This window comes from Deltaproteobacteria bacterium (assembly GCA_013151915.1).
Classification (GTDB): Bacteria; BMS3Abin14; BMS3Abin14; order BMS3Abin14; family BMS3Abin14; genus BMS3ABIN14.
The window spans coordinates 1-13,600 of sequence record JAADHJ010000001.1 but is presented as its reverse complement, the minus strand read 5'-3'; the positions used below and the strand labels follow the sequence as shown (position 1 = coordinate 13,600).

Here is a 13,600-nt window from a genome sequence, read left to right as displayed (position 1 = left end):
AAATCGGTCCGGTTGGGTTAGTAAAGAAATGGAGGGGCGGTTCTGAAAGGGCCGCCCCTTTCTTTTCTCGGAACAGGATTAACGTAATAATGCTATCCAGGTCACAAAAACAGATTATCCACCCTTTCCATATCGGCCTGTCAACGGGTCCCGTGTTTTTCCTGGTTTTTTTGTGCCTCCTGCTTGTTCCCCCGGCCTATTCCCAGTCATCACCCCAGGCGGTTGCAAAGGTGAACGGGATGCCTATTTATCGGTCTGATATCAGCTGCGCATTGGAGGCATCTCTCGTACGGCAGGGACCGGCTCAAAAAGAACTATCGCAAGATGGAAAACCCCCGGCCCCCGACAATAACAGGGCATTGAGGCGCCTTATTGACATAGAGCTTCTCTACCAGGAAGGGCTCAAACAGAGTTTCCCGGGGTTGGATAAAGAGGTCGAGCGCCGCTACCGGATGGAGCTCGCCAGAATAGGTGGAAAGGAGCGTCTCTCCGCGGCCCTTAGCTGCATAAACATGGATATTCGGGATCTAAAAAAGAACATCTTCAGGAATCTGGTTATCAACCATTATCTGGATAAAGCTGTCTACTCCAGGATCCATGTGTCACCTGCGGAGATCGAACCTTTTTACAGTGCGAATCTGGAGATGTATCGCGTTGCCAGGGCTGCCCATGTAAACCAGATTTTCATACGGGTCAAAACATGGAAAAACAAATCCGAGGTCCATTCCGCCCTCTCCAGAGCAAGGTTGATCCACAACGAAGCGGAGAAAGGTTCCGATTTCGCATCCCTCGCACGGAAATATTCCCAGGATCCGGCTGCCGGAGCCACCGCCGGCGACATGGGACTCATTCAGGAAGGCAACCTTCACAACTCCATCGAAAAAATCGTCTTTTCCCTCCCTGAGGGGGGGATCAGTCCACCTGTTGAGACGCGAGGAGGCTTTCGCATCTTCAAGGTCGTATCCTACCGACCTTCAGCCTATCGACCGCTTAACGAGGTCCGCGATGAAATCGTCGCAAAATTGCGGCGAAAAAAGGCCAGGGCAATGATTTCCGAACTTGTGGAGGTGCTTCGATCAAAGGCCAAAATCGAGATTATGGACCCACGACCCTGAAAGAACGTTCAACGGGGTAAATCAGTCCAGAGTCCAGTGTCCAGAGGGGAAAAGCGGATGCAAAGGCTTGGTCTAACAGGGATGAAGGGGATGGAAGGGATAAGGCAAACATCGGAAGCGGATAAAACCTGAAATCTTTCGGGTTAAAGAGCTGCTCTCCGCAACAAGGCACATTATTTCACCACCCGTTCGCTGTCTCACTGGAGACACCCCCCCATATTATGGTTCAGTTTTAGATCTATCAGCGGAAATCAGCGTGCATCAGCGGCCAATAAGTCTTGAAGTCATTTACCGCGGATGAACGCAGATGGACGCGGATTAAGTTCAACCCCTAAGGTTTAGACTTAGATTTATCAGCGAGAATCAGCGTGCATCAGCGGTTAGTAAGCCTTAGAAGTCGGTTCATCCGGTTAATGCGTACATTTATTATTTCGCTGTCATTGCGAGGAGCATCGAGGCAGACGAGAGTGACGCGGCAATCCCGTGACAGGTCGAAGTTTCCTGGACCCTAGACCCAAGATCATGGACCCTGCTTTCAGGACCTTAGACCCCGGAATACCATATGAAACCCTTTATTTTCACCCAAAAATTGTATACAGTATACAGAGACAGTCCCAATCTCCGGGACCCGTGTCCCGTTATTTGCATTCACCAGTTAGGAAAAGGTCTACATCGCACTGAGGAGGCAATCCATGAGCAATCTGAACCCTATTTTCCAAAAATATTTAAAGGCTGTCGAGGAGCGTCTATCCAAGGGAATCCCCCCCCTTCCTCTGAGCGATGAGGAGACGAAAGCGGTATGTGAATCCCTGCAATCGAACAGCCTTGATCCCAAGGCTATGGTCAAGCCGGGCCTTGAAGACACCGCACAGACCCTCCTTTACATGCTCCGGGAGAGGGTCTCTCCCGGAGTTACCGATGCGTCCTACGTCAAGGCTGAATTTCTCGGCGGGATTCTTAGGGGTGAGAAATCATCCAGATACATCTCCCCTCAAGACGCCGTGGAAATGCTTGGGCAGATGGGGGGCGGTGCAAACATCCCCTTCCTGGTGGAAGCCCTTGACGCCGGTGAGGACATTGCGGCCGCAGCTGCAAAAGCCCTATCCCTGACCATCCTCATTTCTCCCTTGATGATCACCAAAATCGCCGAACTGGCGTCGGACGGCAACCCCTTTGCGCTGGATATTCTCCGCAATTGGGCCGAAGCCAAGTGGTTCGAGAACATGCCGCCGGTACCCGAAAGGGTTGAATGCGTTATCATCAGGACGAGCGGGGAGATCAACACCGATTTCCTGTCCCCGGCGCAGGAAGCTATTACCCGGGACGACATTCCGTTCCATGCGTTGTCCATGCTGTCCACCAGCCCGAACGATACCGATTTTCTCCATCGCCTTGAACAGATCAGGTCAGAACATCCCGGAATGCCGATCCTTTTCGCCGGCGACGTGGTCGGAACGGGCAGCAGCCGTAAATCAGCCTCCAACTCGCTGGTCTGGTGGATCGGAAACGACATTCCACAGACTCCGAACAAACGCCGCGGCGGAATCATAATGGCCTCGAAAATCGCCCCCATCTTTTTTAATACCCTCAGGGGCTGCGGGGCCATTCCTGTCCGCTGCCAGTCGGGGAACCTTCTGGAGGGAAAGGTTGTGGAGGTTGATTTTTCCAAGGGAACGGTCACCGAAAAAGGTTCCGGCGATATTCTCGCCAGATTTTCCGTGGACCCAATCTCCATCATGGAGGAATCCAGAGCCGGGGGAAGAAATCTCCTGATTATCGGGCGTAAACTGACGGCCCGCGCCAGGGAACTATGCGCAAAACAGGGCATCGAGGTTAAAGAACCCACCGTCACCCTGCCACGCAAACCGGAGCTGCCCGAAGGTCAGCCATTCTCCCTCGCCCAGAAACTGGTGGGAAGAGCGGCAGGCCTGCCGGGGATCCTCCCCGGACAGTACGTTGAGCCCCAGGCGCATATCGTGTTCAGCCAGGATACCACCGGGAAGATGACCCGCCAGGAGCTAGAGGAGCTGGCGTGTACCCATTTCGCCACAGTGTTTATTCAGTCCTTTTGTCACACCGCCGCGGGGCCACGAAGCAAGGACGCCTCCATGCAGACGAATCTGACGCGCTTTACCAACCGTCTGGGTGGAATCGCGCTGAGGCCCGGTGACGGCATCATCCACGTCAACGGCAACCGTCTCCTGCTCCCCTACTTCGTCGGCACCGGCGGAGACAGTCACACTCGGTATCCCATCGGCCTAAGCTTCCCGGCCGGTTCGGACCTGGTGGCTTTCGCCGGAAGCCAGGGCTACCTGCCTCTTGACATGCCCGAATCAGTGCTGGTCCGCTTCAAGGGGGAGGTGCAGCCCGGAATCACCATCCGCGACCTGGTCAACGCAATCCCTTACGCCGCCCTACAGCAGGGAAAACTCAACCTGGAAAAGGGCGACAGCAAAATCAACGTATTTGCGGACCGAATACTGGAGATCCAGGGACTTGAGCACATATCCGTGATGGATTCCTACAAATTCACCGACACCTCCGCTGAACGCTCCTCCGCTGCGTGTACCTTTGCGCACGACCCTGACAGGATAATCGAGTATGTCCGGAACAACTTGAAGTTCCTGAAAGAAAACTTCAAGAAAAGGAACCCCTCCAAACAGATCCAGGTAATAATCAACCTGATGGAGAAGTGGCTGGCGGCGCCGGAGGTTATGGAAGCCGATGAAGGCGCGCCATACGCCGACATCCTCGATGTGGATCTTAACACCATTACGGAGCCTCTTCTCGCCGCTCCCAACGATCCGGACAAGATCGTCACCCTTTCGGAGGCGGCCGGGACAGCTATCGACGAGGTATTTGTAGGATCCTGCATGACGGATATCACCGATTTCAGGGCCGTGGCCAAGATCCTGGACGGAAAACTCCTACCGCCGGCCATGCGCTTCTGGACCGTTCCACCTGACAGGGAGAGCAACACAAAGCTCGCCGACGAGGGGGTGCATCAGACCCTCCTGTCGACCGGCGCCAACGTCCACGTCCCTGGATGCTCCCTGTGCATGGGAAACCAGGCCCAGGTCGCCACCGGAGCCACGGTGGTCTCCACCAGCACCAGGAACTTCGACAACAGGATGGGAACCGGGGCTCAGGTCTTTCTCGGATCCTCCATCGTGGCCGCGATGTCCGCCCTGGAAGGAAAAATCCCGACCCTCGAGGAATACCGGGCTGTTTATAAGGAAAAGGTCGGGCCGATTGAGAAGGAGATCTCAACACCAATGGCGTTCTAGCGGTCCAGCGCATCCGCAGGTCTTGCGAGATGCCACAGATAAAAAAAAGCTCCCGAAAAGGGGGCTTTTTTATTGGTTGGTGGCGGTGCAGGGACTCGAACCCCGGACACTGCGGATATGAGCCGCATGCTCTAACCACCTGAGCTACACCGCCGGGAACGGACCTAATTACCCCTATTCACCTGAAAAGTCAACGAAACACCTCTCCACAGCGGCTCAGAAAAACACCTGCCAACAGCGCCGCCGCCACAAGATATAAAAAGCACCCCAACCCCTCAAGAAGTTTTCTTTTTGTCTGTTTATCACCTTTGACGGTCATATTATTTTTCACCCGGGCTGCCCTCAACCAATCAAGGCTTCGGCATAGGCGCCCGGATCGAAGGGTACCAGGTCATCGATACCTTCCCCCATCCCGACAAAATAGATGGGAAGCCCCAGTTCACAGGAAATGGGGATGAGAATTCCCCCTTTGGCCGAGCCGTCCATTTTGGTGATTATTATCCCGGTCACGCCTACAACCTCCATAAATGATCGGGCCTGGACGAGGGCATTCTGTCCGGTTGTCGCATCCAACACAAGGACGACCTGGTGCGGCGCCCCATCCACCACCCTGGAGGCAACCTTTGTTATTTTTTCAAGTTCCCTCATCAGCGGTTCTTTTGTATGGAGGCGCCCCGCCGTATCAACCAGAACAGTCTCCAGGGAAGCGGAGCAGGCCCTGGTTAACGCATCGTGCACCACGGAGGCCGCGTCCCCGCCTTCGGGCCCCCTATGGTACATGGCGCCGGATCTTTTTGCCCAGACCTCCAACTGTTCCGCCGCGGCCGCCCTGTAGGTGTCTCCAGCCACAAGCATGACTCCCCGCCCTTCCGTCATGAAAAACCGCGACAGTTTTCCGATGGTGGTGGTCTTCCCCGTACCGTTGACTCCCACGAAAAGGATCACTTCCGGACGTACAGCCGGATCCCGGGAACCGAAGAACCCGCGGCCGTTTTCCCCACCTTGATCGGTGACCGCCCGTACCACCCAGTTCAACAGGAACGACCGGAAGTCCCTCTCATCCCAGCTTTTTCGACTGACCAGGGCCTTCCTCATTTCGTCTATCATTCTGGTGGTATAGGCCACCCCCACATCCGCCTGGATAAGGACCTCCTCCAGGCGATCCAGATCCTCCTCGCTGACGGACGCCTTCCCACCGAAAATGGACCGCATACGACCCATGAGTGATCCACGGGTCTTCTCCAGTCCCTTTTCATACTTCGTTTTTTCGGCTTCTGTCGTCATGGGGTTTTCTTGGCGTGTAAAGGCCGGTGCAAAATCCGGCTAGATCAGCGCGGCGATCTCCTCTACCGCTTCACGGAGAACCCTCAGCCCCTGGGAGCGGATACCGGTACGATCCTGGACCAGTACGAGAAAGTTACCATCCAGGACCGGAAGCAGCGTATAGATGTTTTTGTCGGAAGTGATGGAAATTTCGCGGAGCATGTCCCCGTTGGCGGATATGTTTTCCAGCGATCTTTGAACTATCTGAAGGACAATTCCATTATGGGCTCCGGCAAGCCGGATGTCACAAAGACCGCCGGAGGTATACTGATCTATGGTTTCCCCATCCTCGGCGACGAAAACGATCCCCAACGCGCCCGAAGCCCTGGTAACAGCCTTCTCAAGGGGCCCCTTGAAAGGCATCAGGCAACGTCCACCATCTTCACGGAGACCACCTGGGAAACCCCCGGCTCCCTCATGGTAATTCCGTAAAGGACATCGGCGGCTTCCATTGTTGTCTTGTTATGTGTAATGAGGAGGACCTGGTAGGTTGCGGAAAGGTCCTTTACGATCCTGGAAAACTGCTCCAGATTCTCATAGTCGAGGGGGGCGTCAACCTCATCAAAGATACAGAATGGGCTGGGCCTGACCAGGAACATTGAGAGGATCATGATAAGGCTTATGAGGGCCTTCTCGCCACCGGACAGGAGCTGCATGTTTTTCAGCTTCTTGCCCCGTGGCTCCACCTGGATATCCACCCCCGTGTTCAATGGGTCGCTCTCGTCAAGGAGAACCATCCTCCCCGTACCACCGTCGAGTAAAACCGGGCAAAGCTTGATGAAGTTCTCATTGACCTCCCTGAAAGTTTCCAGGAACTTCTCCCTGCTCTTCCGATTGATCTTTCGGATGGCCTTTTCGAGGGAATCGATTGATTCCTCCAGATCCTCCTTCTGGGATGTCAGGAAATCGTATCTCTGGTTAAGCTCCTCGAACTCTTCCACCGCACCGGGATTCACCTCTCCCAGGGTGGAGATCTTCTGTCTCAGGCTGCCTATCCTTTCGCGGGCGATGTCCTGATCAAATTCCTGTCCCTCAAAGTCAGCCGCCGTCAGCGAAGCCAGGTCAAGGTCGTGTTCCTCCCTGACCCGCTGTATGAGGTTCTGTCTCTCCGTCCTCAATTCATGGACCTTGATGTCAATGGATGAACACTCAGCGCGGATAGCCCCCGCTTCTGATCTTGTTTCCCGGGCCTTGCCGGCCAGAAGCACAGCCTCGGATCTGGCTTCCTGTTGTTTCTCACGCATCAAAACGAGGTGTCCCTTCTTTTCCTGCAGATCGGAGGCGGACATCTCCACCGCCTCGGCACCGGCCTTCATCTCTGCACGATGGAGTAGAATGCGTTTTTTCGATTCTTCAATCTCCTCATGGATCCGTTCCAGCCTTACATCAACCTCCTGGGAACGGTCCATGGCGGTCTGGAGTACACGATGGAAGTTTTCCTTTCTCAAGGTGACCGTATTGACCTTGAGCCTCGCCTCTTCAAGCTGTTTTCTGCGTGTTTCCACGAGGGTGCCCAGCTGTTGAGACTTCCTCTCATTTGCCTCCATGGTCTTCCTGGCGGCAAGCTCTTCCTGCTCCACCTGCGATTGTCTCGCCTGTCCGGCGGCCAGGTGCTCCCTGATGCCGGCTTCCTCCTCCTCTACCATCCCACGCTCCGCCTGAAGATCCTCCAGCGCCCTGTTGAGATGATCCCGTTCCTTCCTGAGAACAACCAGGTTTCCATCCTCATCCAGACACTTCCTGTCCACGTCCCGGTGGCGTTTCTCCAGTTCCAGCAGGAGGGCATCAAGCTCCGTTATCCTGGCTCTGACGTGTTTCCTCCCGGCCCGGGCTTTATCCAGTTCCGCCTCCAGAGACTCTGAAGCCTGCCGCACCTCCCTGAGCCGTCTCCTGCGAACCAGAACGTCGCCTTCCCCTCCCTCCATGGCCCCTCCGGTTATAACACCTGTCGCCTCCACCACATCACCGTCAAGGGTCACCATGGTTGCGGAAAAACCATTCCTTTTCCATAGATTCAGGGCCTTGCCGAGATCCTCGACGACAAGGGTGTTTCCAAGAAGAAACTCTCCCACACCGTTCAGCTTGTCTGAAAAGGCCACCTTGTCGGAGAGAGGGCCGAGAACCCCGTCACCCTTCACATTTCTGAGCCCATCGTGCGGAGAATCTCCTGATCTCGGCGACATGGGAATGAAGCCTCCTCTGCCTATCGACCGTTCCTTCAGGTAATCCACCGCGGAAAGACCCCTCTCGGGCCTGTCAACTATGACGTGCTGAAGCCGTTCTCCAAGAACCGCCATGACGGCGATTTCAAACTTCTGGGGCACCTCGATATAATCGGCGACTACCCCAAGAACCCCTGAAGAATCGGACCCGGCAAACTCGGTCATCACCCCCCGTACCCCGTCGGAGAATCCCTCCATCTCATCCTCCATCGAGGCCAGGGTCTTCTGGAGTCCCCTGACTTCCGCCAGCCTTTCGGAGACGGAAGAGATTTCTTCCTCCAGGATCGACAGCTCCTCCCTGCTTTTCGACAGCGCATCCCTGTGGTTCCGGAGGTCGCCTGACAGTTTATCCCTGTCGTTCCTGGACTGTTCAACATGTGATTCGCCATGGGAGATGGAATCGCAGGCCTTCCGGAACCTTGCACCCAATTCCTCCTCCCGATGGAGAATCTCATTTTTTCTTCTTTCAATACTCTCCAGGGAACGCCTCCCCGATTCGATTTCGGATACCAGACGCAACCGTTCCGACTCGATAGTAAAAAGGTTGGATCGACTCTCATCCATGGATTCGCGGGCGGCTTTCAGTTCCGCCTCAACCTCTTCAAAAAGGGACAGGGCTTCCTTCAATTCCTCATCGTAACGGAGATACTCATCCTCGATACCCTTGAGCTCAAGCTCAAGTTGAACCCGCTCGGTACGTTCCATCTCGCATTTTTCCCGGAGCCGGGCCTCATCCCCGTTCAGCCTGATTATCCGCTCCTCAAGGGAGCTAATGGAGCTTTCACGTACGGAAATATCCCCTTCCAGCCTGGCGATCTCGGACTCGATGGAGCGAACCGTCTCATAAAAACCGGCTATCTGGTCCTCGCCTGCCGCCAGGTCCACACGGAGGGTTTCCTCCCTGGCCTCAAGACCACTGAGCGCCACCTCTTTTGCCTCGAGCATACCCGTCTTTACGGAAAGTTCCTCCTCCAAACGGCCGAGTTCACCGTCGATCCCTCCAAACTCCACGAAGCGAAGCCGCAGGACGAGACCCGCAAGTTCGTCCCTGAACCTTCGGTAGCGTCTTGCCTTGGCCGCGCTTCTTTTGAGGGAATCCAGCTGACGCTTGACCTCCCGGATAATGTCGCTGACCCGAAGGAGGTTCTGTTTCGTCCTCTCAAGCTTCCGCTCGGCCTCAATTCGCCGCATCCTGTATTTTAAAACCCCCGCAGCCTCTTCAATAAGAGCCCGCTTCTCCTCGGGTCTTGAGTTGACAAGGAGAGAAATACGCCCCTGCTCGACAATGGAGTAACCACGACTGCTTCCACCGGCATCAGCCAGGAGTTCCTTCACGTCCTTGAGGCGGCATGGAACCCCATTGATGATATAGTCGCTCTCCCCCGTCCGGTAGAGCCGCCTGGAAATGGATATTTCAGCGTAATCCTTCCACTGGCCGTTCAGGGAGCCGTCGTTATCGAAGAGGAGCGTTACCTCCGCGAGCCCCATGGGTTTGCGCCGGTCGCTCCCGTTGAATATGACGTCCTCCATCATCTGGCCCCTGAGAAGTTTCGCACTCTGCTCACCGAGGGTCCATCTGACGGCATCAACGATATTGCTTTTGCCGCACCCGTTGGGTCCGACGACGACGGTAAGTCCTCCGGGGTGAAAATCGAACACCGTCCGGTCCGGAAATGATTTAAACCCCTGTATTTCGAGACGCTTGAGCTTCATAGACACCTTCCATGACCGGACGGGGAAAACGCGAGCCACGGGCACAGCGACCTACGTTGCGACGCTATCCGCGTAACCGTCAAGTCATACTTAATGCTTTATGGGAACTTTAGCATGGAAGGAGGTTCATATCAAGATCATTTCCCGGCATTGACAAGCAGGTATTCAATCTAAACCCTCGCCAACGGATCGAAAAGCTTTCTATGCTCATCGAGAGCAAACTTGTCCGTCATTCCCGCCATGTAGTCGCATATCACCCGAACGGTACTGCCGTCTTTTTCTATCTTCCCGTAAACATGAGGGGGAAGCTGTTTGGGCTTTTCACAGTAGGCCATGAACAGGTCCTTGAGTATCCTCTGTGCCTTTTCGGCCATTCGCACAACACGGTAATGACCGTAAAGGTTTTCCCTCAGAAAGGACTTCAGTTCACTGTTCATACCATCCATCTCCGCGCTGAAAGCGGCTGCCCTCGAAGGAGCTTGGGCCAGTTCGCTACGGTTCGAAATACCCATCGATTTGAGGTTTCCGGCAATTGTGGAGATGAGATCCGTCACCTGCCAGTTAATAATCCTCCTGATAGCCTCGTTGCGCAGCATGGAGGGAGAGATCCGCGGCATTTCCTTCAGAACCTTCCGCTTGACCTCCCGCCAGATTGTGATCTCCTCCAATTGATCGGGTGTAATCAGCTTTGAGGTCAGGCCATCATCGAGATCGTGGTTGTTGTAGGCGATTTCATCGGCCAGCTCAACGATCTGGCTCTCCAGGCTCGGTTGGGTGGGTCCGAAAACCGAGCTATCCGGTCGGTCATAATCAGTGCTGTGCTTGGCGATCCCCTCCCGGACCTCCCATGATAGGTTCAGACCGGGAAACCCGGGATATCTATATTCCAGGAGGTCTACCACCCGAAGGGTTTGAAGGTTGTGTTCAAAACCTCCTTCGCCCGTCATGAGCGCGTCCATTGCTCTTTCCCCGGCATGGCCGAACGGGGTGTGCCCAAGATCGTGGGCCAGCGCGACAGCCTCGGCGAGAACCTCGTTGAGATTCAGGGCGAGGACGGCGGAACGGCTGAGTTGAGACACTTCCAGGGAATGGGTCAGCCGAGTCCGGAAATAATCGCCCTCGTGGTAGAAGAATACCTGGGTCTTGTACTCCATTCGCCTGAAAGCGCTGCAGTGTATTATGCGGTCTCTGTCCCGTTCGAAAGGCAGGCGGTAAGGGTGCTCTTCCTCGGGATGCCGGCGGCCCCTGGAAAGGGAGTTGAGCGCCGCATAGGGCGCCAGGTCCGCCGCTTCTTTTTTCTCTCTATCCACACGCAGCATCGCTTGTCCTCATGGTTGTGATCAGCAGATCCATAATGAGATGGGGTCACAAGATTATCACGGATCTTACGGGTCTGAAAAGACTTTCGCAGAAAAGGTCGGATCCATGTCTCACGCAAAGCCGCAAATGGTGAGAATTTGGAACCACGAGGTTGTCATTAATGAAAGAAAAGAGTTAACTTATCGGAATTACGCAATTCTTCGCGAGCTTTGCGTCTTTAGTGAGTCAGCCTGCATTATCTGACGAGCGAGCGTGAGAGAATGAGTTAAAAGGGAGGGAAATAATGATTAAAGTGAGCGATTCCATGGGAGATATGATGGTTCCGGAAGATGCCTACTACGGCGCCTCCACCCAAAGGGCTATCCTCAACTTCCCTGTCTCTGACACCACGATGCCGGACAGGGTCCTTCATGCCTTGGCCCTGATAAAACAAGCGGCGGCCCGGGTCAATGAAGAGTTGGAGCTCCTGACCGGCGAGGTCGCCTCGGCCATAGACGATGCCGCTACAGAGGTTATGGAGGGAAAATTCCAGGGCCAGTTCCCCCTTGACGTCTACCAGACCGGGTCGGGCACCTCCACGAATATGAACATGAACGAGGTCATCTCGGCCAGAGCCAACGAAATCATGGGGTCCCAACGCCAGGGGAAAACCCCCGTGCACCCCAATGACCACGTCAACCTCGGCCAGTCCAGCAATGACATTATACCCTCCTCGATTCACATCGCGGCGAGGGTGTACGCTGGAAAATCCCTTCTTCCGGCAATGGAGACGCTCAAGGGTTCTCTATCCGACAGGTCGAAGGAATTCTCCGAAGTGGTCAAAGTCGGCAGAACGCACATGCAGGACGCGGTTCCCATTACCATGGGACAGGAATTCTCCGGCTACGCCTCCCAGGTCGAACACGCCATGGAGGCCATCATGAATACCTTTAAACACCTGGAGGAAATACCACTTGGCGGGACGGCAGTAGGCACCGGCCTCAACAGTCACCCGCGTTTCGCCGATATGGTCGTATCACGGATCGCGTCGCAAACGAAAATTCCATTTGCCATAGCCCGGAATCGGTTCGCAGCGATGGGCGGCAAAGATGCGCTGGTTTTCCTTCACAAGGCCCTGGCGGCCTACGCCTCATCCCTTTACAAGATCGCGTCCGATATCCGGTTCCTGGCCTGCGGCCCTCGTTGCGGCATCGGGGAGATAACTATCCCCGCCCTCCAGCCGGGGTCCTCCATAATGCCGGGCAAGGTCAATCCGGTCATACCGGAATCGGCCCTGCAGGCCGCCACGAGGGTCATGGGGAACGATGTGACCGTAACCCTGGCCAATGCGTCGGGGAACCTTGAACTTAATGTCATGATGCCCCTTCTGGCGCATGTGATGATGGAGTCCCTCACCCTTCTCACCAACACCGCCCTGCTGCTGGCGAAAAGGTGCGTGGACGGTATTTCAGCCAACATTGAACGGTGCGAGGAACTTGTGGAGCAGAGCCTGGCCCTGGTTACTCCTCTGGCGCAGGTCATTGGGTACGATGAGGCATCACGCCTCGCAAAGGAGGCTGGTCTGACCGGGAAGACCGTTCGACAGCTTGTGAGAGAAAAGGGCATCCTCACCGAAGCCGAGATAAAAAAGGCGCTGGACCCCGCCGGGATGGTCGGTAACTGACCCACAAAACCCTTTTTCCAGCCCTTTTTTCGGGGTATGATCCGGGATGTTAGGAAGGAGGAGGGAATGATTGAGGAACTTGTTCGATCCAACCGCAGCTACCGGCGCTTTCACCAGGACCACAGGATATCTGAAGAAACCTTGAAGTGGTTCATCGGCCTGGCAAGGCTGACTCCGTCCAGCGCCAACAGGCAGCCCATTCGGTACATCCTGTCCCGGGACCCCGAGAAAAATGCCCGCATCTTTCCCCATCTTGCCTGGGCCGGATATCTTACGGACTGGAGCGGCCCCTCCGAGGGAGAACGCCCCTCCGCATACATCGTTCTCCTGGGTGATTCGAGGATAACCAGCTCTTTCGCCTGCGACTATGGAATTATTGCCCAGACCATTCTCCTCGGAGCCGTGGAAAAGGAGCTTGGCGGATGCATGATCAGTTCCATTAAAAGGGATTCCCTCCGGGCCGCCCTGAAAATCCCGGAACATTACGGGATTCTCCTCGCGATAGCCATCGGAAAACCGAGGGAAGAAATATCCATCGACCCCTTAGGCGAGGATGGAAGCATCAGGTACTGGAGGGACGAAAAAGGGGTCCACCATGTCCCGAAACGAAGCCTGGATGAACTAATCCTGGACATTTAGGTGTCCCGCGACTGCCGGGCCCGAATCGACGAAATACAAATCAGGGAAGGAGCGACCTGTTAATTCTATTAACAATCAGCCCTTCAGTGGGCTTCACGTTCCTGGAAGCAGGGTCTAAGATCTGGGACACTTCGACACCTCGATACTCCTATAAAAAGCCACCTCCTTTCTTTTCCCCTCCCTTAAAGGCCAACCCCCCACCCCTGTCTCTGACACCTTTTTTCTCCCACGGAGCAGTTGGCACGAATTGTGATAGTACCCGTGTATGGGAAGACCGCTTCGTATACTCCAGACTGAATATCCTTACCACCTGACCTG

General features: G+C 55.1%; 9 protein-coding genes and 1 tRNA gene. 4 read left to right on the top strand and 6 right to left on the bottom strand.

Going from position 1 to position 13,600, the window contains the following annotated elements; translation table 11 throughout:
- The first annotated feature begins 89 nt into the window (after positions 1 to 89).
- Together GXP52_00050 and GXP52_00045 are read left to right on the top strand one after the other, a co-directional pair.
- Positions 90 to 1,115, top strand: coding sequence for a hypothetical protein (locus GXP52_00050; protein NOY85682.1), 1,026 nt, complete (start codon positions 90 to 92; stop codon positions 1,113 to 1,115).
- 710 nt (positions 1,116 to 1,825) lie between these two features.
- On the top strand, positions 1,826 to 4,402 hold the full coding sequence (locus tag GXP52_00045) for a bifunctional aconitate hydratase 2/2-methylisocitrate dehydratase (protein ID NOY85681.1): 2,577 nt from the start codon (positions 1,826 to 1,828) through the stop codon (positions 4,400 to 4,402).
- Between the two features lie 77 nt (positions 4,403 to 4,479).
- On the opposite strand, the gene GXP52_00040 is transcribed toward GXP52_00045, so the two are convergent.
- The 6 genes from GXP52_00040 to GXP52_00015 all read right to left on the bottom strand — a co-directional run bounded on the left by GXP52_00040 (position 4,480) and on the right by GXP52_00015 (position 10,979).
- Positions 4,480 to 4,556, bottom strand: a tRNA-Met gene (locus tag GXP52_00040).
- A 36-nt stretch (positions 4,557 to 4,592) separates the two neighbouring features.
- Positions 4,593 to 4,733: a hypothetical protein gene (locus GXP52_00035; GenBank protein NOY85680.1), complete on the bottom strand. Its 141-nt coding sequence runs from the start codon at positions 4,731 to 4,733 to the stop codon at positions 4,593 to 4,595.
- A gap of 11 nt (positions 4,734 to 4,744) precedes the next feature.
- Positions 4,745 to 5,686 carry a signal recognition particle-docking protein FtsY gene (ftsY, locus tag GXP52_00030; GenBank protein NOY85679.1) on the bottom strand — a complete coding sequence of 314 codons (942 nt, stop codon included), beginning with the start codon at positions 5,684 to 5,686 and terminating at the stop codon, positions 4,745 to 4,747.
- A 39-nt stretch (positions 5,687 to 5,725) separates the two neighbouring features.
- Positions 5,726 to 6,088 carry a hypothetical protein gene (locus GXP52_00025; protein ID NOY85678.1) on the bottom strand — a complete coding sequence of 121 codons (363 nt, stop codon included), beginning with the start codon at positions 6,086 to 6,088 and terminating at the stop codon, positions 5,726 to 5,728.
- Positions 6,088 to 9,660 (bottom strand): chromosome segregation protein SMC, encoded by a 3,573-nt coding sequence (gene smc / locus GXP52_00020; protein ID NOY85677.1) that lies wholly within the window; start codon positions 9,658 to 9,660, stop codon positions 6,088 to 6,090. The genes GXP52_00025 and smc overlap by 1 nt, the downstream gene beginning before the upstream one ends.
- 170 nt (positions 9,661 to 9,830) lie before the next feature.
- Positions 9,831 to 10,979 (bottom strand): deoxyguanosinetriphosphate triphosphohydrolase, encoded by a 1,149-nt coding sequence (locus GXP52_00015; protein NOY85676.1) that lies wholly within the window; start codon positions 10,977 to 10,979, stop codon positions 9,831 to 9,833.
- A gap of 284 nt (positions 10,980 to 11,263) precedes the next feature.
- On the opposite strand from GXP52_00015, the gene GXP52_00010 reads away from it, so the two are divergent.
- Entirely contained in the window at positions 11,264 to 12,643 is a 1,380-nt protein-coding gene (locus GXP52_00010; GenBank protein ID NOY85675.1) for a class II fumarate hydratase, read from the top strand.
- 66 nt (positions 12,644 to 12,709) lie between these two features.
- A complete protein-coding gene (locus GXP52_00005) occupies positions 12,710 to 13,282 on the top strand; it encodes a nitroreductase family protein (protein ID NOY85674.1) in 573 nt (190 codons plus the stop codon).
- The last annotated feature ends 318 nt before the right edge of the window (positions 13,283 to 13,600 follow it).